Source organism: Enterococcus sp. 9D6_DIV0238 (genome assembly GCF_002174455.2).
Classification (GTDB): Bacteria; Bacillota; Bacilli; order Lactobacillales; family Enterococcaceae; genus Enterococcus_L; species Enterococcus_L dunnyi.
On sequence record NZ_CP147246.1, the window covers coordinates 665,610 to 691,787 of the forward strand.

At 37.7% G+C, this 26,178-nt stretch carries 24 protein-coding genes, 1 tRNA gene and 1 pseudogene; 4 read left to right on the plus strand and 22 right to left on the minus strand.

The window, feature by feature from the left end:
* Positions 1-52: 52 nt before the first annotated feature.
* Positions 53-1,018 carry an aromatic acid exporter family protein gene (locus A5889_RS03155; RefSeq protein ID WP_087641506.1) on the minus strand — a complete coding sequence of 322 codons (966 nt, stop codon included), beginning with the start codon at positions 1,016-1,018 and terminating at the stop codon, positions 53-55.
* A gap of 117 nt (positions 1,019-1,135) precedes the next feature.
* On the opposite strand from A5889_RS03155, the gene A5889_RS03160 reads away from it, so the two are divergent.
* Positions 1,136-1,735 (plus strand): FUSC family protein, encoded by a 600-nt coding sequence (locus A5889_RS03160; protein ID WP_087641505.1) that lies wholly within the window; start codon positions 1,136-1,138, stop codon positions 1,733-1,735.
* A gap of 53 nt (positions 1,736-1,788) precedes the next feature.
* Here the strand turns inward: A5889_RS03160 and A5889_RS03165 are convergent, their stop codons facing one another.
* The 4 genes from A5889_RS03165 to A5889_RS03180 form a co-directional block, all read right to left on the minus strand.
* Positions 1,789-3,267 (minus strand): flotillin family protein, encoded by a 1,479-nt coding sequence (locus A5889_RS03165; RefSeq protein WP_087641504.1) that lies wholly within the window; start codon positions 3,265-3,267, stop codon positions 1,789-1,791.
* A gap of 20 nt (positions 3,268-3,287) precedes the next feature.
* On the minus strand, positions 3,288-3,812 hold the full coding sequence (locus A5889_RS03170) for a hypothetical protein (protein WP_087641503.1): 525 nt from the start codon (positions 3,810-3,812) through the stop codon (positions 3,288-3,290).
* Between the two features lie 217 nt (positions 3,813-4,029).
* Complete coding sequence (locus tag A5889_RS03175) at positions 4,030-7,455, minus strand: ABC transporter permease (RefSeq protein ID WP_254909562.1); 3,426 nt, start codon at positions 7,453-7,455, stop codon at positions 4,030-4,032.
* 9 nt (positions 7,456-7,464) lie between these two features.
* Complete coding sequence (locus tag A5889_RS03180) at positions 7,465-8,166, minus strand: ABC transporter ATP-binding protein (protein WP_087641502.1); 702 nt, start codon at positions 8,164-8,166, stop codon at positions 7,465-7,467.
* 187 nt (positions 8,167-8,353) lie between these two features.
* On the opposite strand from A5889_RS03180, the gene A5889_RS03185 reads away from it, so the two are divergent.
* Together A5889_RS03185 and A5889_RS03190 are read left to right on the plus strand one after the other, a co-directional pair.
* The gene (locus A5889_RS03185; RefSeq protein ID WP_087641501.1) at positions 8,354-9,022 is read left to right on the plus strand and encodes a DNA/RNA non-specific endonuclease; all 669 of its coding nucleotides are present in this window, start codon (positions 8,354-8,356) and stop codon (positions 9,020-9,022) included.
* A 19-nt stretch (positions 9,023-9,041) separates the two neighbouring features.
* The gene (locus tag A5889_RS03190; RefSeq protein ID WP_087641500.1) at positions 9,042-9,428 is read left to right on the plus strand and encodes a hypothetical protein; all 387 of its coding nucleotides are present in this window, start codon (positions 9,042-9,044) and stop codon (positions 9,426-9,428) included.
* A 407-nt stretch (positions 9,429-9,835) separates the two neighbouring features.
* Here the strand turns inward: A5889_RS03190 and nagA are convergent, their stop codons facing one another.
* Together nagA and A5889_RS03200 are read right to left on the minus strand one after the other, a co-directional pair.
* On the minus strand, positions 9,836-10,984 hold the full coding sequence (gene nagA, locus A5889_RS03195) for an N-acetylglucosamine-6-phosphate deacetylase (protein ID WP_087641499.1): 1,149 nt from the start codon (positions 10,982-10,984) through the stop codon (positions 9,836-9,838).
* A 104-nt stretch (positions 10,985-11,088) separates the two neighbouring features.
* Entirely contained in the window at positions 11,089-11,916 is an 828-nt protein-coding gene (locus A5889_RS03200) for a helix-turn-helix domain-containing protein (RefSeq protein ID WP_087641498.1), read from the minus strand.
* A 193-nt stretch (positions 11,917-12,109) separates the two neighbouring features.
* On the opposite strand from A5889_RS03200, the gene A5889_RS03205 reads away from it, so the two are divergent.
* On the plus strand, positions 12,110-12,286 hold the full coding sequence (locus tag A5889_RS03205) for a hypothetical protein (RefSeq protein WP_087641497.1): 177 nt from the start codon (positions 12,110-12,112) through the stop codon (positions 12,284-12,286).
* 87 nt (positions 12,287-12,373) lie between these two features.
* Here the strand turns inward: A5889_RS03205 and A5889_RS03210 are convergent, their stop codons facing one another.
* The 15 genes and pseudogenes from A5889_RS03210 to A5889_RS03280 all read right to left on the minus strand — a co-directional run bounded on the left by A5889_RS03210 (position 12,374) and on the right by A5889_RS03280 (position 26,122).
* Positions 12,374-13,591 carry a pyridoxal phosphate-dependent aminotransferase gene (locus tag A5889_RS03210; protein WP_087641496.1) on the minus strand — a complete coding sequence of 406 codons (1,218 nt, stop codon included), beginning with the start codon at positions 13,589-13,591 and terminating at the stop codon, positions 12,374-12,376.
* Between the two features lie 198 nt (positions 13,592-13,789).
* Positions 13,790-15,445 (minus strand): glycoside hydrolase family 13 protein, encoded by a 1,656-nt coding sequence (locus A5889_RS03215; protein ID WP_087641495.1) that lies wholly within the window; start codon positions 15,443-15,445, stop codon positions 13,790-13,792.
* 111 nt (positions 15,446-15,556) lie between these two features.
* Positions 15,557-16,213 carry a hypothetical protein gene (locus tag A5889_RS03220; protein ID WP_207114645.1) on the minus strand — a complete coding sequence of 219 codons (657 nt, stop codon included), beginning with the start codon at positions 16,211-16,213 and terminating at the stop codon, positions 15,557-15,559.
* A gap of 299 nt (positions 16,214-16,512) precedes the next feature.
* Complete coding sequence (locus A5889_RS03225; protein ID WP_087641494.1) at positions 16,513-16,797, minus strand: hypothetical protein; 285 nt, start codon at positions 16,795-16,797, stop codon at positions 16,513-16,515.
* On the minus strand, positions 16,787-17,161 hold the full coding sequence (locus A5889_RS03230; protein WP_087641493.1) for a hypothetical protein: 375 nt from the start codon (positions 17,159-17,161) through the stop codon (positions 16,787-16,789). The genes A5889_RS03225 and A5889_RS03230 overlap by 11 nt, the downstream gene beginning before the upstream one ends.
* A 6-nt stretch (positions 17,162-17,167) precedes the next feature.
* Positions 17,168-18,433, minus strand: a complete 1,266-nt coding sequence (locus A5889_RS03235; RefSeq protein WP_087641492.1) for a hypothetical protein — start codon at positions 18,431-18,433, stop codon at positions 17,168-17,170.
* A complete protein-coding gene (locus A5889_RS03240; RefSeq protein ID WP_207114646.1) occupies positions 18,426-19,187 on the minus strand; it encodes a tandem-type lipoprotein in 762 nt (253 codons plus the stop codon). Before A5889_RS03240 ends, A5889_RS03235 begins: the two co-directional genes overlap by 8 nt.
* Positions 19,188-19,816: 629 nt before the next feature.
* Positions 19,817-19,899: transfer RNA gene (locus tag A5889_RS03245), tRNA-Leu, on the minus strand.
* A gap of 89 nt (positions 19,900-19,988) precedes the next feature.
* Positions 19,989-20,369 (minus strand): annotated as a pseudogene (locus A5889_RS03250) (pyridoxamine 5'-phosphate oxidase family protein); the annotation flags it as partial.
* Positions 20,370-20,474: 105 nt separating this feature from the next.
* The gene (locus A5889_RS03255) at positions 20,475-21,200 is read right to left on the minus strand and encodes a YdcF family protein (protein WP_087641490.1); all 726 of its coding nucleotides are present in this window, start codon (positions 21,198-21,200) and stop codon (positions 20,475-20,477) included.
* A gap of 218 nt (positions 21,201-21,418) precedes the next feature.
* Entirely contained in the window at positions 21,419-21,862 is a 444-nt protein-coding gene (locus A5889_RS03260) for a SprT family protein (RefSeq protein WP_087641568.1), read from the minus strand.
* 44 nt (positions 21,863-21,906) lie between these two features.
* Entirely contained in the window at positions 21,907-24,096 is a 2,190-nt protein-coding gene (locus tag A5889_RS03265; protein ID WP_087641489.1) for a Tex family protein, read from the minus strand.
* A gap of 313 nt (positions 24,097-24,409) precedes the next feature.
* Positions 24,410-25,144 (minus strand): metallophosphoesterase, encoded by a 735-nt coding sequence (locus A5889_RS03270; protein ID WP_087641488.1) that lies wholly within the window; start codon positions 25,142-25,144, stop codon positions 24,410-24,412.
* Positions 25,145-25,278: 134 nt separating this feature from the next.
* Entirely contained in the window at positions 25,279-25,686 is a 408-nt protein-coding gene (locus A5889_RS03275) for an EVE domain-containing protein (protein ID WP_087641487.1), read from the minus strand.
* A gap of 16 nt (positions 25,687-25,702) precedes the next feature.
* Positions 25,703-26,122 carry a pyridoxamine 5'-phosphate oxidase family protein gene (locus A5889_RS03280; RefSeq protein ID WP_087641486.1) on the minus strand — a complete coding sequence of 140 codons (420 nt, stop codon included), beginning with the start codon at positions 26,120-26,122 and terminating at the stop codon, positions 25,703-25,705.
* Positions 26,123-26,178: the final 56 nt, after the last annotated feature.

A 26,178-nucleotide genomic window follows, 5' to 3' on the forward strand; every position in this document is an offset into this window, starting at 1 on the left:
AGAAATCCGTAACTAAACTTTAATAATTGCTTTAGAATTGTAACTGTTGACACTATAGCGCTTTTTCATTTTGATGTCTGGAAAATTCTGCTTTGATTTGGATAAAGGAATGAAAAACTTGAAGTAATTGAAAAATCTGCGCTCGGTTTTCAAATTCTTCCCTTGTTTTCGGTAATTCCTTTTTACGATACACTTCATAAACTTGAGCGATTCGATCAAGGATTGCTTGTCCATCGTTTGTTTCTGCGAATGTGTCCGCTGTATATTCCAACAACTGCTGAATGCTTTCAACTTGTTCCGGCTCAACAGTTATTTTCTCCAAGATTCGTAACATGTCTTTCAAGCTGTTGCTTTGCATCCTGCGCATCGTAAAATAGTTTAAATAGTAATCATTCGATGATAACAAATGATTTTCTGCATGTGTTTTTGCCCAAGCTTCACCTGTACGAATAAATGCTTTTAGATCATCACATTTTTCAAAAAGATTTCGTTCTTTTCCGTGTTGATTCAAATACGCCGCCATGTTATTCAATATTTTACGAAACATGACTTCGATGACTTCCTGATCTTCTTTTAAACGTTTCTCAGCATCCGGCATGTAGACATTCATCAACAAAGCGAAACCTACACCGATCGTCATCAATAAAAATTCGTTGCCTATGAATGCCCAGGACAGATTTTTTTCAACTAAATACTGAGTGACTAATACTGAGCTCACAACGATTCCATCGGAAAGCTTGAAATAGACTGCTGAGGGAATGAATAAAAGTAAAAAAATACCAAATGCAACAGGGTTAAAGCCAAAAAGAGTAAAACAGACATAGGCGATCCCAGTGGCCAACGCTAAAGACAATAGGCGATAAAGCCCTGTCAATAATGAGGTCTTTTTGGTGTTCGTCACACTTAAGACAGAAATAATCCCAGCAGATGCTGGATAAAGCAATCCTAAACTACCTGCAATGATCATCGACAGTGTGGCACTGACAGCAGTTTTGATGGTTCTTAAGCCAATTTTCATTTGACCTCTCCTTATAATTTTAGTTAATCTTTTATTTTAATACTAGTAATTTTACCTCTATTTCGGTTATGATGAAATAGTAAAGTCATTAAATGTTGATGATAGGAGTGAAAGCTCATGGAGGTTGGTCGTTTTCGCTTAGGTATGCGGACACTAAAAACTGCCCTCGCAGTAATGTTATGTATTATTTTATTTAAAGTATTTGATCGAGGCGCACCGATGATCGCTGCTTTGGCCGCTGTTTTTTCATTGCGGCAAGACCTGACCACCAGCGTGACTTTCGGTAAATCCAGAATTCTCGGTAACACGCTCGGCGGCGGATTGGCGATCGTTTATTTTTTAGTAAAAGATCTGTTTGCCAATGATTTCCTAGTCGAATTGCTGTTGCTTCCTATACTAGTCATTATCGTGATCGTTGTTTCTGACGGTATCAACAATAACTCTGGTATTATTTCTGCCATTGCAACGCTGTTGTTGATTTCCCTTAGTATTCCTCAAGGTGAATCTTTTTATTTCGCTTTAGATCGAGTCATTGATACGTTTATTGGTACATTCATCGGCATCGGCTTGAACTTTTTTTTCAAACCGAAACCAATTGAAGAAACACACGAGATCGAAGAAGATCTCGCTGAACTAGAAAAGAAAGAGGCTGAACTGAAGGAACTTAGGGAACGAGTTCAAGCACGAGTAGAAGCTGAGAATCAAAATAAAAAATAAAGTAACGCTAAAAAACTGCCAAGTTCCGTAAGGAGCTTGACAGTTTTTTATATCTAATTTTCTTCAGTTGAAGACTCTTCACTATAAAAGTTTACATTGCTGTTCGTCCCTTTTTTAGAAAAGTTCTCGATCAATTCTTTGACATCCAGCCCTGTCGTTTCTTTTAAAGTTTCCTGTGTGCCTGCTAATAAATTCGTTGCATAGTTTGTAATACGGTTAGCTCCGGCATTTTCTCCACCGCCGCCTGTATCGACAACAGAAATTTTATCGATGTTGCCAAGAGGTTGTGCCGCTTCCTTCATTAATTGAGGCAGCATTTCCATAACCATACTTAATACAGCAGCTTCGCCGTATTCTTTGAATGCATCCGCAATTTTTTGCTTCGCTTCCGCTTCAGCAGCCCCACGAGCTAAAATAGATTCCGCTTCGGCTTGACCAGCAAGACGTGTTTGATTGGCTTCTGCTTCTGCTAAAGCTTCTACACGGAAACGCTCTGCTTCTGCTTCTGCCACTTCACGCGCTTTTTGTGCTAAGGCTTCTTGTTCTTTGGCATAACGATCTGCATCTGCTTTTTTCTTCACTTCTGAGTCGTATTGCTTCTCACGACGAACGATTTCTTTTTCTTCCAACTCGATTTGTTTTTGACGCTCGATGACTTTGATTTCCATCTCTTGCGCCACAACTTCTTGTTGTGCTTTCGCTGTTTCTAAGTTATAAGCTTGATCGGCTTTGGCTTTCGCGATATCTTGTGCTTCTTTGTAAGTTGCCAGTTTTAATTCTTTTTCTTTTGACGCTTCGGCAATTTCTGTTTGGCGTTGCAACTCTGCTTGTTGAGAATCTTTTTCAGCTTCGGCTTTTTTGATCCTTGTTTCTTTCAATGCTTCTGCTTCAGCGATATCTGCATCACGTTTTACTTGAGCGATTCTTGGTTTCCCTAATGAATCAAGATAGCCATTTTTATCACGAACTTCTTTGATCGTGAATGATACGATGATCAGTCCCATTTTTGCCAAATCCACACTTGCCACTTCTTGTACACTTTGGCTGAACTTATCGCGGTTTTGGTAAATTTCTTCGACGGTCATTGACCCTAAGATCGAACGCAGATGTCCTTCTAAGACTTCACGTGCTTCATTTTCAAGCTCTTCTCTTGTTTTACCTAAAAATTGTTCTGCGGCTGTGGCGATTTCTTCCACAGAAGAACCGATTTTGATGATCGATGTTCCGTCACACATTACCGGAACCCCTTGTTCTGTATAAACTTCTGGTGTCGATACATCTAATTTACTTGATAGTAAACTAATCCGATTTGAACGCTGGAAAACAGGTAATACAAAAGCACCGCCCCCACGGACGATCTTGATTTTATTTCCTCGTTCATCCTTATGAACATTTTTACTTCCTAAGTAACTCCCACTGACGATCAGTGCTTCATCTGGTTTGGCTGTTTGGTATTTTGAAATAAATACGATCAACATCATCAATAAGATGAAAACAACCAAAACGATCGGTCCCAATAATCCTAATTCCATTTTCTTCTACTCCTTTTATTTTAGACTTGCAGACTGCCTTTATAAGGCACAACATAGCAAACACGTTCCTTTACTTCAATGATCAAAACTTGTTCGCCACGATCGATCGGTATTTCTTGCGGTGCATATAAAGCTGCTGGACGATTGATCGAACCAGTCACACTTTTCAGTTGGATCTCACCCATCCCACTGACAGGAATTGGTGTGATAACGGTTGCTTGAGTGCCTTCCATATCTTTTTCAGAGATCGAAATCGTTGATTCAGCATTTTTCATTGGTACTAATACATAGAAATTAAGGAAAAATACTAGAATCGTTGCAAGCGCACCACTAACGATAAACAAAAAGCCATGTCCCCAGTCAAGCAGCTGTTCACCTAAATAGCCGAACAATGAAGTAAATGCCAGCCACGGAATGATCAGCATAGGGTCAATGGGACCGTCAAAATCAAATACATCCCCAAAAATCACTAATAAAACAGCAATTCCAGCACATGCAATCAATACATATAGATAAATTGTTTCAATCGGAATTCCTTGAACCATGTTCTCACTCCTTTCCGCAAATAGGTCTTTCAGCTGCTCTTTAAAGGTATCGCAGTTGTTATTCCCATATATGCTCCTTTTCCGACGATAACTATATTTTACCAATACTTGATTAGAAATAACAGTAAATCTTTAAAAATCATACGAAGGATGTAGAGAGACTTAACTAGAAAAAGAACGTACCGTTTTCTTTACAAAAACAGCCGTTCTTTTTCGATTATTCATTTGATTTCAACGCTTCGATCATATTCACTTTCTTGAGTTTTCTATGCATGAAGACCATTACTAACAACGTGAAGAACATCGTGATCACAGCTGAATAAAAATAACTGATCCAATGAATCGTTGGCGAGAACATCAGCATATCTACTTCAACCGTTGTTAAAACATAGCCATGAACGACTTTTCCGAAGAAGCAGCCGATCACGATACCGATCAATGTCAAAATGATATTTTCACGGTAAACATACATCGTTACTTCATTATCATAAAAACCTAGCACCTTGATCGTCGATAATTCTCTGATCCGCTCTGAAATATTGATATTCGTTAAATTGTATAAAACGATAAATGCCAGTATCCCGGAAACGGTGATCAAGACCCAGACGACGATGTTCAAGCTGTGGATCGTATCATCTAGTGCATCACTAGAAACAGAAAGGAACGAAACATTCAATACCTTTTTGTTTTCCATCAATGTTTTTCCGACAGAGGCCTCCGTTTTTTCGTCCAGCTTTTTGTCAAAAAGGAGAAACTCTGTATTATATTGAGGAGCCTTTTTGAAAATTTTCTCATAATATTCCGGTGTAATATAGGCAAAGTGCCCAGTATAATTTTCGGCAATAGCAGCAATTTTCAATTGAAACTCCTGATTGTCATTATTTTTCAGAACGAGTGTATCGCCAACTTTATAGTTGAAAAGATTTGCAAGTTTCTCATTGATGATCACGCCTGCGTTCGTTAGCTGATATTTTTCCCCTGTCTGTCGTTTGTTGAATAAAATAAATTGATCGATAGTTGCCGGATTTTTAGGTACATATACAGAGACATCTTGTTTCGCATTTGTTTTCTTTGTGGTTTTTAGCGTTTCCACATGTAATGGCATTGTTTCTTTCAAATTCTCTGTCTTTTCAATTGAACGTTGATATTCCTTCGATTCATTTGCTGTTGCGTCCTCCTTGAAGGTCACCACTGCTTGATAATGCCAAATTTTATTAAATTGGACATTTACGATATCAGAAATAGAATCTTTCAAGCCAAATCCTGTGATGATCAAAGCCATACAGCCTGCGATCCCTAAAACAGTCATCAGCATTCTTTGTTTGTAACGGAACAAATTACGAGCCGTTACTTTTTGAATAAAGCTCAGACGGTTCCAAATCGGTTTTAAGCGTTCCAGAAAAATTCTTTGTCCTGCTTTTGGTGCTTTGGGACGTAGTAATGTCGCTGATGTACTAAACAAATCGATACGCAACACAACCATCGCAGCTCCAGCTGTACATAAAACAGCAACCAATACTCCTATCAAGCTGTAACTGAAATACCACGGTGTGATAAAATCAGGAATGTTATACAGTTGACCATACGCATCAAAAATGATCGTCGGGAATAAATAGTATCCTACAACCAAACCTAAAATAGCGCCGCATAAACTAGCTATGGATGCATAAACTAGAAATTTAAAGGCTATTTCACCATTTCGATAGCCTAATGCTTTCATACTGCCGATTTCCATTCGTTTTTCTTCAACCATTCGTGTCATAGTCGTCAAACTAACTAAAGCCGCAATCAAGAAAAAAAAGATCGGGAAAACAGTCGACAACGAAGAGATTCGGTCAGCATTGTCTTTATATTCAGAATAACCAGGATTATCCGCTCTTGTAAAATAATAATAGTCAGCAGCCTTCAATTCATTTAGTTCTTTTTGCTTCTCTGCCAATTCTTTTTTAGCATCCGCTAATCTAGGTAAGGTTTCCTTTTTCTTCTTCTCTAATTCAGCGGCACCTTCTTCATACGCCTTTTGTCCGTCATCAAGCTTAGCCTGCGCTTCGTCCAGCTGAGCTTGCCCTTCAACTTTGGCTTGTTCTAGTTGCGCACGTCCAGCTGCTAATTGTTCTTTTCCAGCCGAAAGCTCAGCTTGAGCCTGAGCCAATTGAGCTTCTCCTGCAGCTATCTGCTGTTGCCCGTCAGTGTATTGAGCAATTCCTTGGTTGATTGTAGCAATCGTTTGATCCAACGTCTGCAAGCCTTGGGATACTTGTCCTTGTTGTGCAGTCAACTCAGCTGAAGAACTATTGATCGCGCCCATTACACCTGCAATATTTTCTCTAACAGGTTGAGCGATCAATTGACCAACGGCAGCTGAAATTCCAGCTGGTGATCCTAATGCAGCAACAGCTCCTTGTAATTGCGGTGCTGCCTCTGCCACGCTTTGTGCTAATGCTTCATCCGGCACTCTATCCAATAAAGCAACAGAAGAACCCAAGCTTTGATAGCCATTCGCTAATTGATTCAGCGATTCGCTAGTCGCAGCAAGCTCACTGCGCTGCTGCTGCAAACTCGGCAAAGTATTTTGTCCTTCTATGACCTTAGCTTGTGCTTGCGCTAATTCATTTTTCTTAGTCTCTAATAGGCTGCTTTGATTCGCAAGTTCATTTTCACCATTTGTGATCGCTGCTTGATTTGCTGCTAACTCATTTTCTGCAGCTGAGATTTTCTGTACATAAGATTCTCTAGCCACAGCCAAATCATTTTTCCCTACTTCAAGATCCTGTTTACTTGCCTGCAATTGCTCTTCAGCATTTTGCAAGGCTTTTTCCCCATCAGTAATTTCTTTTTGTGCTTTTTCAAGGGATTTTTTTGATTCTGTACGAATTTCTTCCACTCGCTGCTCAGGTCTGTCTTTCATGACTTTCTCTACAGCTTCGACTAATTGATCTCTTTGCTCTTCATATTCAGTTGAGTAGCTGTCTTTATCTGCTAATCCTTGAAAAGAAACGAGCAATTCCGTATATGTCGCTAGATCCATATCCTCTTTTGGTACTACAGCAAAAAAATCTAAAGAACCTTTACCAACTGTTGTATTTCCTCTTGAAGTATTTTCAATATATTCTGGTGAACGGACAAAGCCAACCACTTTAAATTGATTTTTCTTTAAGGCATTGTCTTGATTATCTTCTTTTGAAAGAGTAAGTGTATCACCGATTTTATAGCGGCCGTATAGACTAGCTAACTCATCTAAAGCGACCTCACCGCTTTTCTTCGGCATGCGGCCAGTCACCACAGCATATTCTGAAAGCTTTTGCTCACTAGTCAAATCGTAACTAATAAATTTGACTGCACTATTTTTCTCTGTGATGACGATATCTTTTGTATATCTCGGAAGAATTTCTTCAATATTTTTATCCTTTTGGATTTGCTTGATATCTTGATCGACCAAACCTAAAGTCGAAACGATACGGGCATCCGGTAATTTTTGTTTTTGATAGTAATTTGATGCTGTTCTAGTCATGTCAGGACCGGTAGCTTTTAGCCCGACAAATACCATCACACCTAGAAAGATGATGCCCATGATCGAGATAAAGCGTGTTTTTGATTGCCTGATTTCCCGAAAACTTGTTTTAAGTAGCGCTGTCTTTTTCACTGCGTCCACCTACCATTCTATCTCTGAAACAGGTTTAGGTTCATCATTGATCGTCATACTGCGGACTTTAGCATCGTTGATCCGAATGACCCGATCAGCCATTGGTGCGATCGCTGAGTTATGGGTAATAATGATCACTGTCGTCCCAGTGTTTCTAGCCGTTTCCTGTAAAATAGTCAAGATTTGTTTTCCTGTTTCATAATCCAATGCACCCGTCGGTTCGTCACACAATAATAATTTAGGACGCTTGGCGATCGCTCTGGCAATCGTTACTCTTTGTTGCTCGCCACCTGATAATTGTGCGGGAAAATTATCCAATCGTTTGCCTAGGCCAACTGATTTTAATACCTCTTCAGGATCAAGAGCATCAGACACGATCTGTGAAGCCAATTCCACATTTTCTTTCGTTGTTAAGTTAGGGACTAAATTATAAAATTGGAAAACAAATCCCACATCATTACGACGATAGGTCGTTAATTGTTTTTCGTTATATTTAGCGATATCTGTCCCATCAATGATGATTTGACCTTCATCACAAGAGTCCATACCGCCTAGAATATTTAGTACAGTAGATTTCCCTGCTCCACTGGGACCTAAAATCACTGCAACCTCACCTTTTTCTACTGAAAAATTGATGCCGTCGTTTGCAGCGATCGTCGTATCTCCCATATGATATCGTTTATATTCATCTATTACATCAATATATGCCATTTTATTCAAATCCCCTCTCAAAGAAATTTTATCATAAGTAGTCAAACAAGTCCTCTGACAGCTCAAATCTCTTTTTGATTTTTTCTTTTTTTTCCGTATAATAAGGAAATGGAATCAGATTGACATCGTTCGTATCGAATTGATTTTTCTATCGTTTCCACTTACAGTTATTTGTTAGGAGAAAAAGATGGCAAGAAAAAAACAAAAACCCCCATTTAGCCCTGCTGTTGTGCTTGTGGCGGTTTTAATCATTTTAGTTTTAGGCGTATTTGGTGTTCAAGTTCCTGATTCTATTCAGGAAATCTTCGGTATCCATACACAACAGGAAACAAAACCAAGTGCCCCTAGCTCTTCGACCTCAACGAATCCAGGACCAAAAGAATTAGGCCCAGCAACCTTTTCAGCGTCTGAAATGGCTGACAGCAAAAAAGGCTGGATCGATTACCATAAACTTGATTCGTTAGGACGCGCTACCGGGGCAGATGCTTTACTAAAACCGGCAATGGTCAACACAGGAACAGCAGCAAATAAAGACGTTCGACCGCCCGGCTTTATTTCCGGCTTAGACCCTTATAATCATTCTAGAGGTCATTTGATCGGTCGCCAAATGGGCGGTTCAGGGGATGATGCCCGAAATTTAACGACACTGTATCAGACTCCGGTGAATACTCCTTTTATGACAAAGTATGAAAATCAGATCCGTCAAGCACTGGATAAAGGTGAGACTGTCCGCTATCGCGTCACCCCTATTTATGAGGGAACAGAGTTATTATGTAAAGAGATCGAACTTGAAGCAAAAGGGCTAAACAAAAACACGACTATTGATTTTCGCGTATCGATTTTGAATGAAAAATGAGTTATCTAGGAGGTACCCAATGGATTTTCGTCTAATAAATGAACAGCTTATCGAACGAAACCCTCATGGATTTTTGACCGCTGTCTTGGCGACTGAACAAGAAGAAGATGCTTCTATTATCTTCAGCGGTGATCTAGAAGAACAGTTTGAACAGGCAGTTGCGTTTTTAAGCTCAGCAGAAACCTTGACTCTCGATGATCTAAAAGAATGGCAGGTAAATGAATTCCTTGTCGTTGCCCAAACGATCGACGGGGATTATATCGCAGGAACAAAAGATCAAACGTTTGTCATCCCTGTTTCATTATACAAATCTGATATCGAATCATTTGATTTGTTTCTGTCCGATTTTTTCATCGACTATTCTACTCAGAAGATTCATTCTTCTATATTGCCGACGTATCGTTGAAAAAAAGACAAACGTGTTTATTTAGAATTAGAAACCGAGATAAAACTGTTATCCAGTTTTATCTCGGTTTCTTGTTTTCCTTTCCCTACGATCGGTGAAGTTCTCACTATTAATGAAATCAAAAACATTAATAGCAAAATTGAAGTACAGTTGATCACCTTTTTCAAGTTTATCGTCACCTCCTCACTTTTTTATTTTAACAGCAAAAAAACTAGGTTAATTATAAAAATAGGGGATGCTGAAGGACGAAATTTGATGAAACTTTGTGAAAAAATCAATAGAAATTTATATATTATAAAAAAACAAAAGTTATCTTATTAGAGAACAGAACTCCTTGTATAACGCAAAAAAAGAGTGAAGCAAAAACTAAAAATCAGTTTTGCATCACTCTCTTTTTTCACAAAGTGTTACTTACGGTATCTTTCGACTCCATCTAAATAGGTCGCTGCTAGTTCCATCGTTGGTTCTAACACGATAAAGTCTGCATCTCGTCCTTTTGCAATCATTCCGCATTGATCATCGATCTTACAGCTGACTGCCGGCACTAATGTTGCCATCATGATTGCTTGTTCTGGTGTAGCAATTTCCCAGTTCACAACATTCTTGATTGCTTCTTTCAGCTTCAAGATACTTCCAGCTAAATTACCAGTTTCTAAACGGGCAGTTCCATCTTTAACTACAACTGGAAATTCACCTAAGTTATAATTACCGTCAGGCATACCACCAGCCATCATACAGTCTGTAATCAAAGCAACGTGATCATGCCCTGCTTTTTCCATCAAGATATCTGCTGCATTTGGATGTACATGATGCCCATCACAAATCAATTCAGAAAATACATGATTTAAGGACATCAACGCACCAACCATACCTGGTTCACGATGATTTAAGCCTCTCATCCCATTATACGCATGAACAAAAACACTAGCTCCAGCTTCAACAGCCTCTGTTGCTTGTTCCAGCGTCGCATCGCTGTGTCCTAAAGCAACAACAACGCCTTCATCTGTCACAGCTTTGACGAATTCCTTTACTCCCTTACGCTCAGGAGCAAGAGCGATCTTCTTGATCAATCCGCCGGAAGCTTCTTGCCATTCGTTGAAGGTATCTAAATCAGGATCACCAAAATAGCTAGGATTTTGCGCTCCTTTATGTTCTTCTGTAAAGAAAGGTCCTTCAAAATAGATTCCTTGTACTTTCGCACCAGGAACATCTTGATACACTTCTCCGATCGTTTGGGCTACATCTTTCAAGCGTTCTTTACTTGATGTCAGTGTTGTTGGTAAAAATGATGTTACGCCGCAAGACAATAAGCCTTCTGACATTACTTTCAAGCCTTCTGCATCATTGTCCATGACATCATGATTCATATACCCGTGAATATGTGTATCGACCAATCCGGGAGCGATCCATTTGCCTTCTTCTTTGATCACTTTTGCATCTGATTCTGGGACTTCCTTATAATAATCTCCAAAAATACCATCGGTAATTTCTAAATAGCCAGGTCCTTTTACATCGCTTTTCAAAAAGAACTTTTCAGCAAAGATAAACGTTCTCATCTTCATCCTTCTTTCTCATTTTTTTCTACTTTAAACGTACTCTTAAAATCAGTATAAGTCAAGAATGGTGTAGACCTTTTATAAAAAAACTTACGCTGTCTTCGTTAGATTTTAATTGTTTCGATGTGTCGGATTTGTTCAGATAGTGCCTCGTATTCTTTCGCTTTATCAATGATTCCTTTAGCCAGCATCAATTGACTCTTCAATTGAAATAGCTCACTTAAATAGTAATAGCTATTTCTATAGCGAGACCAGACGATTCCTTGATCGATATATATTTGAGCATCATCCAACCGTCCCTGATCCTTTAAGAATTTTGCGTAATTATAGAATATTTTTGTCAGTTCAGCATTTACCCGTTCATTTGGCAATTTATGAAAATAGTGAATGCTAAGCTTTAAATATTTTTCAGCTTCATTTATTTTACCAATACTGCCATAAGTACTGCCGATACAGCTGATCACCTGAATTTCAAAATCTGATAGATTGTCTTTATTTGATTGGTACGTATACGATAGCCCTTTTTTTAGATCGAATATCGCCTGTTCATAATTATTGTGGAGATAAAATTTACAACTACCTAAATAATAATAATAGCGCTGCCAATCTGTATCTAAATGAAGACGATCTTCGATTTTTGTCGCCTCCATGTAATCCATGATTTTACTGTATTCTTTATGACGAAAATAATCAGCGATTTTTTCAAACATTTGAGTCAGCAGCCGAACATCATCTGATTTAAACTGCATAATTTGATCGATCGTCACACCTAAGCGTTGACAAAGTTGCTGCATAACAACAACATTAGGCAATTCTTCGTTATTTTCGATTCTGCTTAATACGCTCTGTGAGCAAATATCTTCTGACAACATCTTTTGTGTTAATTTTCGATTCTTACGAATTTCTTTAATAACTGCTCCAAAAGAGTCCATTTCTTCACTCCTATGCCTATTTTAATTATCATAAACAATTAAAAATGCATCGTTTGATAAAAAAAAGAAAAATATGCGAATTCGCATTATGTATTTATTGTACTTTATTGCATAATATACTGCAAGAACATTACCTAACGCTAGACCAAGACGATTTAAAAATTTTACTTTGTAAATTAAGGAGTGTTTACTCATGGAGCAGGAGAAACGAATTAGCTTTAGCTGGGAAAAAAATAGTTATCTGGGCTATGTCGAAAAAGAATATGAAAATGCATATCTTGTTGTTGTTTCAGATCCAAGTCCAGACATGGAAGAAAAATATACAAATCGAATGGTAATTAGTAAGAAAGATTGCCGTAGTACAGACTGATTTTATTCTGGTTGCGATAGTCTTAATTAAAAAGCGGTTCAAAACGAAACAAAGTTTTGAACCGCTTTTTTTGTTGAAAGAATTACCTTATTTTTGTTTATAACTACTTAAAAAGGTCCGCATCTTTTCTGCTGTCAACTTCAGATCTTCCATTTTTGGTAAATAGACGATTCTAAAATGATCCGGCTGTGTCCAGTTGAATCCGCCGCCGTGGACCAATAAGATATGATGTTCATGAAGAAAATCCAGTACAAATTTTTCGTCATCATAAATATCGAAGCGGGCAATATCTATTTTAGGGAAGATATAAAAGGCCGCTTTTGGCTTCACTGCTGAAAGCCCAGGTATGTCGTTGATCGCATTGTAAATGTACTCTCTTTGCTCATACACCCGACCGCCAGGCAATAATAATTCATCCACACTTTGATAACCGCCTAAAGCTGTCTGGATGATTTGCTGCGACAATACATTTGAACACAAACGCATCGATGCCAACATATTCAAGCCTTCAATATATCCCTTCACATGTTTTTTATTTCCACTCAAGACCATCCAGCCGCAACGGAAACCAGCGACCCGATGTGATTTAGATAGACCATTCAAGGTCACGACAAAAAGATCAGGGGCAAGTGTTGCGATCGGAATATGTGTCAATCCGTCCATGACCAAACGATCATAAATTTCATCTGAAAAGATGATCAAATCATTCTGTCTGGCGATTTCAACGATCTGTTCTAAGATTTCTTTTGGATATAACGCACCTGTTGGGTTATTAGGATTGATCAACACGATCGCTTTTGTATTTGAAGTAACTTTCGCTTTAATATCATCAATATCAGGATTCCACTCTGCTTGTTCGTCACAAATATAATGGACTGGGTTGCCTCCAGCTAAAGATACAGATGCCGTCCACAGCGGATAATCCGGCATTGGGACTAAGACTTCATCTCCATTATTCAGCAAGCCCTGCATACACATCGTGATCAATTCACTAACACCATTTCCCGTATAGATGTCGTTAATCGTCACATTAGGAAAGCCTTTGACCTGACAGTATTGCTCAATCGCTTTTCTAGCTGAGAAAATTCCTTTTGAATCAGAATATCCTTCTGAATTTCTGACATTTGTTATCATGTCACGCACAACTTCATTCGGTGCATCAAAACCAAATGGCGCAGGGTTCCCAGTATTCAGTTTTAAAATGCGGATGCCTTCTTCCTGCATTCTATCTGCTTCTTCTAAAACTGGACCTCGTACATCATAGCTGACACCGTCTAGTTTATTGGATTTCTCGAAATTTCTCATACTGTCTCCCTCATTTTCAAAAAATTTATATGTTTAAAGTTACGCCACTCAGAAAAAAAAAGCAATCAAAATTTGGAAAATTTCTAAAAAAATTTCCTTTTTTGATTGCTTCTATTCTTATTCGACTGAAAAAATAAGCCCCGCTGCCTTCATCTTTTGGACTCAGCTTTATAGACCAAAGGAAATTTTCTCACCTTGTCAGTCTCTTTTATACTTATACACTCTTGCTTCGTATGGGGCAAATAGAGTGTGTTGATGAATCTCATGATCATCCAAATTTGAAAGCAAGAGTGTCCACTCTTCAATACGAACATTTTCTGGTAAATCTGCCGATGCGAATTCTTTTGATAGATTGATAATCACAACATAGCGCTCTTGTTCTAAACGGCGCCCATAAACAAATAATTGAGGATGTTCCGGTAAATAAAGTTTGTAGCTGCCATAAATCAGGGCATCGTTTTGATTTCTAAGTTGAATGACTTGTTTGTAAAAATTCAAGATCGACTCTGGATCGTTGGTTTCATCCAGTACATTGATCTCTTGTTTGTTTGGATTGATTTTAAGCCACGGCTCTCGTCTTGAGAAACCTGCAAATTCTTCCGCTGTCCATTGCATCGGTGTTCTCGCATTATCACGTGAAGTTCTGCGGATCACAGCCATTGCAGTTTCTTCATCCAATCCGGTTTGGAGCATGTCATAATAGAAATTTTTTGTATCTACCGCATCGATGTCGTCGATTGAACGAAATGGCATATTCGTCATACCGATCTCTTGTCCCTGATATATAAAAGGGGTTCCTTGAAGCAGTAAAAACGTCAAAGCTAAGGCTTTAGCAGAAGCCTTCCAGAATACCGTCTCTTCACTTCCAAAATTTGAGATAGAACGCGGAATATCATGATTTTCCATATAAAGAGCATTCCAGCCACGTCCATCGCCTAAGGCTTCCTGCCAAGCAGTCAATGTCTTTTTAAAATGGATGACATCCAACTTTTCCTGCTCATTTCGATTCCACAATGAAATATGGTCAAATTCAAAGAGCATATTGAAGTAGCCAGTTTCTGCTCCGACCCATTGGTGAGCTTCATCCGCACTAACACCATTCGCTTCTCCTACGGTCAGGATATCCCGCTTTTTAAATACATCACGTAATTCTTCTAAATGCGTTTCAATTCCTTGAACATTTTTATAGGGTGCGTGAGGGTCATCTCCAGATATGGTTTCAAGCGGTGCTTTCTTTATATGAGAAATGGCATCCACTCTGAACCCATCGATTCCTTTATCCAGCCACCAGTCGATCATCGTGAATAGTTCTCTTTTCACTCGTGGATTTTCCCAGTTTAAATCCGGTTGTTCTTTGGCAAATACATGAAGATAGTATTGATTTGTCGTTTCATCATATTCCCATGCAGAACCACCAAAGATCGAAACCCAGTTATTCGGCGGACCATCGATCGTTCCATCCGCCCAGATATAATAATCTCTATAGTCATCTTTGATCGAGCTACGTGACTCTAAAAACCACGCATGCTGATTAGATGTGTGATTGATCACTAGATCCATGATGACTTTGATCCCTAACTCATGGGCCTCTTTTAATAACAGTTCAAACTCCTCCATCGTACCAAATGTTGAAAGAATTTTTTGATAATCACTGATATCATAGCCATTATCTACATTAGGCGATTCATAAATAGGGGTGATCCAAATAAAACCGATGCCGAGGTCTTTCAAATAGTCGAGTTTTGAGCGAATGCCATTCAAATCACCAACGCCATCATTTGTTGTATCCATAAAACTTCTTGGATAAATTTGGTAACCAACTGCCTCTTTCCACCATGCTCTTTTAATGTTCATTTGGCTCACCTTCAATTCTCAATCTTATTTCATTCCATTATATAAGATATCAGAAAAAAGCGTATGTAAAATGCCCATACGCTTTTTTATCGATACATTGTTCGTTCTATTCTAGTTGATTGGTGTTAAATCAATGGAATAAGAAGTTAACAAATCAAAATACAAATCATTATTTAATGAGATATAATAAGTTTTCCCTTCTTCTAAATGAAGTTCTCTTTCAAAGTAAACTGAATCTCCGGCTTTTTTCATCTCGCTAAAGTCAATACTCAGCAACTCTTCCTCATCACTAGAAAGTCTAAAGCTTCCATTCCCACCTGCATTAGAAAGTAGTATCAAGTTCAGTAAGTACTCATCACTTATAGCAGTAAATTTCATTTGCTCAACATCATAAGGATGGTCAAACTGGCCTAAAATGGAAACGTTACTTTCAATTTGCTTATACTCGCCCCAATCTGGAAACTCATCTACTTTAACACTTGAATAAACTGTCTTTCCTTCAACTTCATAGACGATCCTTGCCGAACCTTCTCCACTTGCTGTAATAACACCATCTTGATTGATTGAAAAGCTAGGTACATCATCTAAAAGTCTCCAGTTTTCCCCAGGAAGCTGATATGAATCCCCAACATGATCCAATGTGATATGTTCAGAATGAGCACCGATTTTCGTTCCACCCCAAGAGCTACCGACCACAGTCTTTCCAATCACTAAGCCACTGATCAACATAACCATACCAAATAAACCAACACTAATAAACTTTTTCATCCATATCCCTCACTTTCATATTGATAGTTAATTATATCATAAACGACCTTATGACAAAAAAAACAAACAAAAAATTCTGTGTTCGGATAATGAATAAAAATAAAAAAAGAGCATCTCTGCTCTCAAAATTTATGCGGCCAAGAAGACTCGAACTTCCACAAAATTTAGTTCGAGTTTCTACATTGATAAATCGCTATATATCAACATCCCTAAATTAAAGTATCTTATATCTTTAACATTTCTTTTTTTCGTCATCTCCCTTTACAAAACATACAAAAAATGATGAACCTCGAAGTTCATCATTTTCCATCTTCTGTAATAGTTGTTAGTTTTTTAGAAGTATTTTCAAACGTTGTTTTTGCTTTTGTTACCCATGCCCCTTTTGCAGAGGTTTGAAAGTTTGAAATATAGTTTGCACTACTACTTTTTAATCGTTCTACTCGAGCTTGTCCCATGCTTTTAACAAGTTGCTTTTTCGTTTCTGCTGTTTGAACACATGGGGGAGCAACCATGCCTCGTATCAGAGCTTTTTCCAGTTCTTTTCTTAATCTTTTTAACTCTAATTTCATTTTTTCACTGCTCATTTTCTTTTTTCCGCTCCTTTTCTTTAAAAAGAGTAAGTTCATCTTCTATTAATCGGGGTTGTTTCTTATAATGAATCGTATTTTCTTCTTGTTTATTTTCTAGTTCTTTCATTGCCTGATTAACAACCCTATCCCCATCATCTTTACATTGTTCTAATAAATGATAGATTCTGCTCATATTTACTGGTTCGCTATATTCTGCTTGCTGATAATGATAGCGATAATTTTCTGCAAGATTTTCTAACTCACGACTAAATTTTTGCTTTTCATAAAAAGCTTCTTCTATCTCTTCTTCAATCTTTCTTTGGTTCTTTTCATACTCTGATTCTAGCTCTGATAATATGTTTATATATGTTCTCTCCATGAGAGTTTATCCTCCTATTTGTCTCGCTAACTCTTGGTCTGTTTCTACTTGTTTATTTATAGATGATTGTATTTGACCAATTAATTCATAGTATTCTTGTTGTATTGAAGATAATTCTGATATTTTTTGTTCATATTCTTCTTTTGGTTCTATTCGAACAATTGGCTCTGTTGCACCACCACCACTTAAAGAATCTAATACTTCTCCTTGATGTAATGTAGAGCCTATGGAGTCGGCTGTTTTCAACGTATCAGTCCATAATTTATCGGAATCTTTCTTTGCTTCCCGATACATTTTTTTGATATCATCTATTTCAATTTGAAGAGTTTTACTCATTCCTTGTGTTAATATCAGTGCTTCGGACGCATCCAAATAAATTTCTTCTGAAGCAGACAGACCTCCTCCGCTTTTTAAAAGCTTTGCCCGTAACACATCCAATGCTTTTAATTTACTCCGAGTATCTGTTTGAACTTTTTGTTGAGCTATATAAATTTTATTTAAATCAGGTGTATGTTGACGAATAAATTCTTGTTCTTTTTTTGTTAAAAAACCAGTGATTTCATGGGCTTTCCCATTTTTTATAACAATAATCTTCCCTGGATAGACACTCCCACCTATTCCAGAAACTTTATTTAATGGATCATCTTCGGATACAAAATAAATAATATTCCCCTTATAACCACTTAACAATTTCTCAAGTTCTTTTGCATTCGATAAATTTCCTTTTGTCGGAACACTCGTTAAAACATTCATCAACGGTGCAGAATTGTAAAGAATGATATTCGGTACATTATGCGCCATACCCATAATAGTTCCATTTCTTCCGCCTAAAGAGTGCCCCGTAACTGTATCAATATCGTAGCCATTTGCTTTTAAATCGTTCATAAACTTGTTACTAGCATCAAAATATGCTGACGAAGGACCGTCTCCTTTAAAGGCTATATTCCCCCATTGCCCAACATCTTTAGAACCTTCTCCAAAAAAACCATTATCAAAGTTAGTACCTGCAAAACCAACCACTACTTTTCCTGTATTGTTATCTAGAAATGCTACACCACTTGAACTTGTTTTAGAGTCGTAGAATGCATCTACTAGTTGGAGATTAGAAGGAAATTTCCCTTTTTCTTGTAATGTATCAATTTGCCCCTGAACCTCTTTTAAAGGTATGTTATTAAGTAATGCATTTTCTACTTCATAAGAAATTGTTGATACCGCACTGGTTGCTTCAGTATCTTTTTTTATCCCTTTATCTTTGACTTCATATTTACTCACTTGTTAAATCCTCCTCAGAAAGAGGTTGAAAATCAATAGAATCTGTGAAAAATATACTTAATTTTTTATCAAATCTAAATTCTAACTGTTTATAACCAACCGAGTTACCTTCTAAGTCCCCAGTTCCTTTCAACAACAAAGTAGGTGATTCATCTGTTACAATATCATAATTGCTTCTCAATGCTTGGACATTGGAATCTTCATTTGTCAATTGATATTCTAATTCATACATTGGAACTTCCGGATTATACATTTTTTTTATATTTTTATATTTATCTAATTTATCAAAGTTTCCATACTGGACAAAGAACTTGAATTTTTCAACCTTCTTTTTAATTTCTTCCTCTTGTACATCTCCTAATAAATGAAAACCACTACCATCGTATATAACTGGATACTTTTCTTTCTCAATAGGCTTACTTAAATCGTTAGAAATTTTTCTAGTATAATAAAACCCTTTCGCTTTTCTTGTATTTCTATTAATCCTTAGTAACATACCTTCTGTGAATAAATCTCCTTCTTCTGTTTTACTCATTGAAAAGTCAGAATTTAACACCCAAACCCCCTTGTCATTCTTATCAAACTCATCATCTCGGTAGCCTTCCATATCGTAGAAACTTTCCAGATTTGGTGTTGGATACATTGCTAATACCTTATCAAAACTTTGTTCAATTTCTGCTTTATTTTTTTTTTCACATCCAGTTAATCCACTCATTATCATTAGTCCTCCTATAAATAAATACAATTTTTTCAAAATACTTTCTCCTCCTAAACAGGATGAAATTTATTTACACCTTAATCAAGATTTATTTTACCAAAAGTAGGATGCAATAGATAGTTATATATTACATTTTCGTTATTCAATTTTAAATATTATTACTGATTTATGGATAAAAAAAGGGATAGTATACTTTACAACATACTATCTTCTCCTATTTAGTATTATTATATTAAACTACGTTATTAATTTCCTGTTGCAATGCAAGTACAGCATTAGGATTATCATATACACATTTTGCATCAGCAAATTTAAAAATCACAATTGACCAACTATGTATACTATAATTTTTTCCATTCAAATCTAATTTCTTCATAGCTTCTGTTGTTGATTCTATTTCTTCAATTACATATCCTTTTAAATACTAAATTTTACTAATGTGAATACCAACTATAGTGCAACTTTAAAAACAATTCCAGATAGTTTTAGAACTTCAATGTTTTTATTAAATACTATGTCTATCTCCAAGAGGGATCCAACAAAAAATTAGAGTAATTAACGTAATCGATTACAATAGTTCTCTAAAAAATATCACATCAGAACTTTTAGGAAGAAATAAAAAAAGAGTGATAAACCTTATCACATCAAGGTTTACCACTGAATGATGCGGCCAAGAAGACTCGAACTTCCACGGGAGTACTCCCACCAGCCCCTCAAGCTGGCGCGTCTGCCATTCCGCCATGACCGCCTAACAAGATTCGGCAAACCGCATCTGCCGAACTCTTTTAGTATAAAATACTCAATTATCAAAGTCAATCCCAGAGTAAGTTGGACCTACTACTTGCGTTCTTTTGCTGTAAAACTTGTGACCTCGATTTGAATCAGCCCAGTTCCTAGAACTTGTTTATCCGATAGATCAAAATCCATTCGTTTCGTTTCATGCTCCATCAATTTTAATAAAGCATGTCGTTTACGCTCTAAATCAATTAAAATAGTGGCTATTCCTTGCCCAATGATACTTCTATAATGATAGGTATACTTTGCTGCGTCATCAGCTGTAATCAGCTTATGACGACAATCCATCTCAAAACCGATCTTGGGGTTTGCTTTTAGTAGTGAGAGTTTTTTCCCTTGTCGTGCGCCATGAACATATATAAACAATCGTTCTTCGATCCATTCGTAGCCAAAATTTACAGGGACGATATAAGGAAACTCTTGATCAAAAAATGCTCATCTCGCGACATGAGCTTCGTCTAAAATTTCATCAATGATTTCTTTGTTGACTACCTCGAACTCTTTTCTGCGCATGTTCTCACTCCTTTTTTAGCGTACGTACTCATAATGATAATGATCACTCAATTTTTCATAGGCAGACAGGACTTCTGTCGGAATTTCTAGCGATTCTATATAGCCTGCTCCCTTTGGACCATAACCATTACGATCATCTCTCAAACGAGGGATTTCACCTAAAACTAGTGAGAGAAAATAGTCTTTTGTCCAAAGACCGTTCAGTTGCTTGGCTTCAAAGGTCAAGGAGGTATCGATCGTTTTAATATATGGAATAAGTGGTACTGCATTTGTAAATTGACTGCCTGATCCTCGCCATTCTTTCTCAAAAGTAGCTCTAAGCCTTCTTTGCAGAATAGGGTCTTCCAATAGCAGCACACGTTGAGGGGCTAAATCATGTTCTCTAATTTTTGCTAATGAAAAGCGGGCATTTTCACCTGAATTTTTTGAGCGGGTCTCTGTCAAAAATAGTGTTTCGGACAAACCATATCTTTCTTTAAAATAGGTGATGTACATCTCCGCTTCACTCGTAGCTCCTACTTTGACTCCTTGATCTTCGAAGTTTTTTGCTAAAAAGGGCGTGGCATGTCCGACTCCGCCGACCACCATGACTTTAGAGGTACGCTTACTCTCGTACAAGTGAATCAACTCATCTGCCAGATACGGCAAACTATTTCCAGCTAAAATTGTCAGGTCATAGGTGCCTTCGATTTTTTCTTTAGCAGATAGATACTCAATGACTGTATTCCAATACTGTATCATCGTCTCTCTCCTTTTTATATAAGACAGGAACTGGGACATAACTTTACGAGTTACGACCCAGTCCTTTAAAAACGAATAAATGGTAAAAACAAAAGCAACCATCAAGCTATGCTTTGATTACATCAGCTAGCGTATAACGTTTCACCAGTGAAGCTAGCAAAATTCTATGTGCTAGAGCACTAAGCGTTGAAACCCTTGGGAGGAAACTAAGATCATAATCATAGTTCAATTAGTTTTCCACGACACTTTCCGCAGACAAATCGCTGTGTATTGATTCTACGTTTACGTAATATCAAAGTTTGGCATTTTTCACATTGGTATTGATGGTACGACTGTGGTTTTTGCTCTACCAGCGGCCGAACATAGCGGCTGCCTCCGGTCTGTTTCAATAGTGCTTTAAATTCTGCATCTTTATGCTGATACCCTTTACCTTCTAAATGAAGATGGTAATGACACAATTCATGCTTGATCACATTCACTAATTCTGGTTCTCCGTAACGTTCAAAAACTTTCGGATTAAAATCGATGTTATGTGACTGTAAATGATAGCGTCCGCCAGTTGTCTTCAGTCGTCGATTAAAATATGCCTGATGACAGAACGGTTTACCAAAATCAGCTAAAGAGATTCTTTCAACTAACTCTTGCAGTCGCTGATCATTCATTTCATCATTATCTGAACGATATTCTTTTGAAGAACTGTTCAAGATCACTCTTTCCTTTCAGTTTGCGGCAGCATCGTTAAGCTGATGCGCCCTTTCTTCGTATCGACAGCTTCTACCCAAACAGTGACCACATCACCTACTGCAACGACATCCGTCGGGTGTTTCACAAATTTAGTACTAAGTTTAGAAATGTGCACTAAACCATCCTGTTTCACACCGATATCTACAAACGCGCCAAAATCGATCACATTACGAACAGTACCTTGCAGTTCCATACCTGATTTTAGATCTTCCATAGACAAAACATCTTTTCTTAATAGTGGCGCCGGCATTTCGTCACGCATGTCTCGTCCTGGCTGAATCAATGCTGCAACGATATCTTTTAGCGTCTCACTTCCGACAGCCAATTCTGATTCTACTTGTTCCAATGATAAATGCTTAAGTCCTTGGGCGGCCTCTGAGGTACCAAGCTCTGTCAGTTTGATTCCTGCTTTTTCTAAAATTGCTTTTGCAGCATCATAGCTTTCTGGATGGATACCTGTATTATCTAAAATATTTTTTCCGTTTGGAATACGCAAGAAGCCGATTGCTTGTTCATACGCTTTTGGTCCTAAACGCGGCACTTTTTTGACTTGGTTACGAGCAGTAAATGCGCCATTTTCATCACGGTAAGTTACGATATTTTGGGCAGTCGTTTTATTTAAGCCAGAAATATGCTGTAATAATTGCGGACTAGCTGTATTTACATTGACTCCTACTTGGTTGACTGCAGTCTCTACAACGAAATCCAACTGTTCTGCTAAGCGTTTTTGAGACACATCATGTTGATATTGACCCACTCCGACTGCTTTTGGATCGATTTTCACTAGCTCTGCCAATGGATCCTGTAAACGTCTGGCAATACTTACTGCACTTCTTTCTTCGACCTGTAAATCAGGAAATTCAGTTCGTGCCACTTCACTTGCAGAATATACTGAGGCACCTGCTTCATTGACGATCACATAAAAAACGTCGCGTTTGATTTGTTTCAATTGTTCTGCAACAAACAATTCTGATTCACGGCTGGCTGTTCCATTACCGATCGCTACCATTTCTACTTGATGTTCTTCGATCAACTTGTTGAAAATCGAACCAGCTGCCGCTCGTTTTTCACCTGAAGCTGGCTTATGAGGATAAATGACTTGAATGGCTAAAACTTTTCCTGTAGCGTCTACTACAGCCATTTTACATCCCGTACGATAAGCTGGGTCAAAGCCTAACACAACTTTGCCTTTCAATGGCGGCTGCAATAGAAGATTACGCAGATTTTCACCAAAGATCGAAATCGCCTGCTCATCTGCTTTTTCTGTCAATTCATTGCGAATTTCCCGCTCGATTGCTGGACCTATAAACCGTTTATAGCTGTCTAAAAAGGCAGCTTCTACATAAGGAGCAGTTGGTGATTGGTTATCCGATATCAACTGACGTTCTAGGTAGTTTTGAATTTTTTCTTCATCAACGAACAATGAGACTTTCAAGATATCTTCTTTTTCACCACGATTCGTTGCTAAAACACGGTGTGAGACCATCCTTTTTACAGGCTCAGAAAAATCATAATACATTTCATAGACGGCTTTTTCATCTTTTTTCTGATCTTTGACGACACTGATATATTGCCCCTGATTAAAAGTAAAATCACGAATCCAGCTGCGGAATTTAGGTTCATCACTTACTCGTTCTGCGATGATTTCATGTGCACCTAGTAATGCTGCCTCTGGTGAATCTACTTCTTTTTCATCATCGACATATTTTTGTGCTTCTACAGTGACATCTGCTGTTTTTGGAAAGCTCATCAACCAATCTGCTAATGGCTCTAAGCCTTTTTCCTTTGCGATCGTCGCTTTTGTACGGCGTTTTTGTTTATACGGACGATAAAGATCTTCGACTTGCTGCATTTTTGCAGCTTTTTGAATGGCTTTCGCTAATTCTTCTGTTAATTTTCCTTGTTCTTCAATTAAGCGTAGGACTTCTTCTTTACGCTTTTCTAAATTGCCTAAGTAAGTGTAACGTTCGTCGATTTCACGGATCTGTACTTCATCTAAACTGCCAGTCATCTCTTTTCGATAACGAGCAATAAAAGGAACAGTGTTTCCTTCACTTAATAAAGTCAGCACTGTTGTAATTTGTTTTGAACGGTAATCTGTCAGTTCTTTTTGAAGCAGGTTCACTACCTCTTGGTTATACGCTTCCGCCATAAATTCCATACCTCTTTTCATTAACATACTCTTTTATTCTAGCATATTTTACGGTGGAAACCTAGAAAATGGCGGGAATCTTACACTTCTTAGTTCATTTTTCTAAAGATTTCTTAACTAAAAATCTAGTGCAAGACAAATCAGTTATTCTGCTTTATCCTGCACTCAAAAATTCTATTACTGGTGATAGAAACCAGATTTTAGTCGACTTTAAACGATTGTTTCTTACCCTTATTTCATTTATCTCGTATTGCATTCAGTATTCCATTTGTTGCGAGCTCTTTTCTAATATTTATTTTTAATCATCTTTCGCTTAAAAAGTTGGTTGCCAAGGTCCTTGCCTATTTTGAAGCTCGATATCTTGAACAATGCCTCTCTCGTTAAAAATAACTCCATGAACTGAACCGCCAAAAACAGCGCCCCCATCGATGCCGATTTTATGATCTGAGATCCACAAATCTGTCGTTTCCATATCTCCGTGCAGCATCGGCGTGATTGTGTGTCCAAAAACAATTGTCTTTCCTGTATTATTTTTTCCCTGATGAAAAGCGTCTCGGATCCAGATGAAATCATGTGGGCTTGTTTCACGCCAATCCTTTTTGGCTAAATCAACACCAGCATGAACAAATAGATAGTTTTTCCATTCGAAATATAGAGGACGTTCTTTTAAAAACTCGATCAGCTCTTTGTAGCGGCTGCGGATCATCATTGCAATCTCTGTTGGTGAGTATTCCTCTGTCGCTCCTTTATGAAGCAGACTTTCCATCGTTTCTTTCCCGCCATTACGCACATAGCTGGTAAACCAGTCCTCTGGCTGATTCAAAAACTGAAGAAAATATTCTTCATGATTTCCTCTAAGATAGATAGCCTGATACTTTTCAACCAATTCTTTTCCAAGCAAAAAGCTCTCCTTAGTTTTTGGACCACGATCATTAAGATCTCCGATCAGAACTAATTGATGCACTTTTGGATCGAAATAATCAATCAGTCCTTTAAATAATTCATATTCTCCATGAATATCACTGATCGCATAAAGATAGTCTTTCATTTTCATCCTCCTATCTGCTTACTTATTACTTTATTATAGCTTACAAAATAACGTTTGCTTTAGCAAATCGATTTACTCAAAAAAAGAACCCAAACAAAACTAAGTATCCGTTTTGTTGCGGCTCTTTTAATTCATTATTCTTCGATCATTTGAGATGAAATAAACGTAAATAATTCTTCCGGGATTTCAAAATGTCCAAACCTCAATCGTGCGCGGTATTCCTGCCATAAAGGAAAATCCTTTACCGCTTTTAATGGCAGAGGGGTGATTTGTTTTATATACGCTACATTTTTTCTAAAAGGAATGAAGTCAGGCTCCATTTCAAAAGGATAGGCAGCACCCGCTAAAATTTGTCCGATTGCAATAAATCGTTGAGAAGGCACTTGTGTTTTCAAGCTTTTCTTAGGCGCATAATAAATTAGCCAGTCTCCTTCATTCATTCTATTCAACGGTGCTCCTTTTCCATGACAAAGCTGAGCAAATCCGCCTGATACACCGATTCCTACATGATCTTCTGATGCAACACCGATCCAATACTTCATCTTCTTTCCTCTTTTCTTATAGGTGAATCGTTTCTTTACTATTCATTCCTAAAATCACGATCGCTTCTGTGAAATGAACTTCATATAACTCCAGCATATCACCTGCTTGTTCGATATTTTCTGCATAGCTGGGAATTTTTTCGACCCATCGATCTACTGTGTCATAAACAGAAAGAGAGCTTCTTTTCACTTGAGCCTGCTGAACTCGAACATGATTGGTATTCTCTTTTGGGATCGTTGTGAAAGCAACAATGTTATTAGCAGCAAATTCAGTTACTTTCTGATTTCCTTTAAACGTCGAGAAAAACAAGCACCCTTTTTCTTGGTCGTAAAAGAAATTAACGATCCGAACATTCGGTCTTTCTTTCACACTAGTCGCCAGTGCAATTTCAGTTTGTTCCATCATGATTTTTTTAAATGCTTCTGTTGTGTTCATTTAGTTCACTCCTTTATTGTTCAGTCCTGTGACTGATAAACTCATAGTAACAAAGA

What these genes read in the sequence shown, in the direction of transcription:
- A5889_RS03155 (WP_087641506.1), bottom strand. Translation starts at nt 1,018, where the DNA reads ATGAAAATTGGCTTAAGAACCATCAAAACTGCTGTCAGTGCCACACTG.
- A5889_RS03160 (WP_087641505.1), top strand. Translation starts at nt 1,136, where the DNA reads ATGGAGGTTGGTCGTTTTCGCTTAGGTATGCGGACACTAAAAACTGCC.
- A5889_RS03165 (WP_087641504.1), bottom strand. Translation starts at nt 3,267, where the DNA reads ATGGAATTAGGATTATTGGGACCGATCGTTTTGGTTGTTTTCATCTTA.
- A5889_RS03170 (WP_087641503.1), bottom strand. Translation starts at nt 3,812, where the DNA reads ATGGTTCAAGGAATTCCGATTGAAACAATTTATCTATATGTATTGATT.
- A5889_RS03180 (WP_087641502.1), bottom strand. Translation starts at nt 8,166, where the DNA reads ATGGCATATATTGATGTAATAGATGAATATAAACGATATCATATGGGA.
- A5889_RS03185 (WP_087641501.1), top strand. Translation starts at nt 8,354, where the DNA reads ATGGCAAGAAAAAAACAAAAACCCCCATTTAGCCCTGCTGTTGTGCTT.
- A5889_RS03190 (WP_087641500.1), top strand. Translation starts at nt 9,042, where the DNA reads ATGGATTTTCGTCTAATAAATGAACAGCTTATCGAACGAAACCCTCAT.
- nagA (WP_087641499.1), bottom strand. Translation starts at nt 10,984, where the DNA reads ATGAGAACGTTTATCTTTGCTGAAAAGTTCTTTTTGAAAAGCGATGTA.
- A5889_RS03200 (WP_087641498.1), bottom strand. Translation starts at nt 11,916, where the DNA reads ATGGACTCTTTTGGAGCAGTTATTAAAGAAATTCGTAAGAATCGAAAA.
- A5889_RS03205 (WP_087641497.1), top strand. Translation starts at nt 12,110, where the DNA reads ATGGAGCAGGAGAAACGAATTAGCTTTAGCTGGGAAAAAAATAGTTAT.
- A5889_RS03210 (WP_087641496.1), bottom strand. Translation starts at nt 13,591, where the DNA reads ATGAGAAATTTCGAGAAATCCAATAAACTAGACGGTGTCAGCTATGAT.
- A5889_RS03215 (WP_087641495.1), bottom strand. Translation starts at nt 15,445, where the DNA reads ATGAACATTAAAAGAGCATGGTGGAAAGAGGCAGTTGGTTACCAAATT.
- A5889_RS03220 (WP_207114645.1), bottom strand. Translation starts at nt 16,213, where the DNA reads ATGAAAAAGTTTATTAGTGTTGGTTTATTTGGTATGGTTATGTTGATC.
- A5889_RS03225 (WP_087641494.1), bottom strand. Translation starts at nt 16,797, where the DNA reads ATGAGCAGTGAAAAAATGAAATTAGAGTTAAAAAGATTAAGAAAAGAA.
- A5889_RS03230 (WP_087641493.1), bottom strand. Translation starts at nt 17,161, where the DNA reads ATGGAGAGAACATATATAAACATATTATCAGAGCTAGAATCAGAGTAT.
- A5889_RS03255 (WP_087641490.1), bottom strand. Translation starts at nt 21,200, where the DNA reads ATGATACAGTATTGGAATACAGTCATTGAGTATCTATCTGCTAAAGAA.
- A5889_RS03260 (WP_087641568.1), bottom strand. Translation starts at nt 21,862, where the DNA reads ATGAATGATCAGCGACTGCAAGAGTTAGTTGAAAGAATCTCTTTAGCT.
- A5889_RS03265 (WP_087641489.1), bottom strand. Translation starts at nt 24,096, where the DNA reads ATGGCGGAAGCGTATAACCAAGAGGTAGTGAACCTGCTTCAAAAAGAA.
- A5889_RS03270 (WP_087641488.1), bottom strand. Translation starts at nt 25,144, where the DNA reads ATGAAAGACTATCTTTATGCGATCAGTGATATTCATGGAGAATATGAA.
- A5889_RS03275 (WP_087641487.1), bottom strand. Translation starts at nt 25,686, where the DNA reads ATGAAGTATTGGATCGGTGTTGCATCAGAAGATCATGTAGGAATCGGT.
- A5889_RS03280 (WP_087641486.1), bottom strand. Translation starts at nt 26,122, where the DNA reads ATGAACACAACAGAAGCATTTAAAAAAATCATGATGGAACAAACTGAA.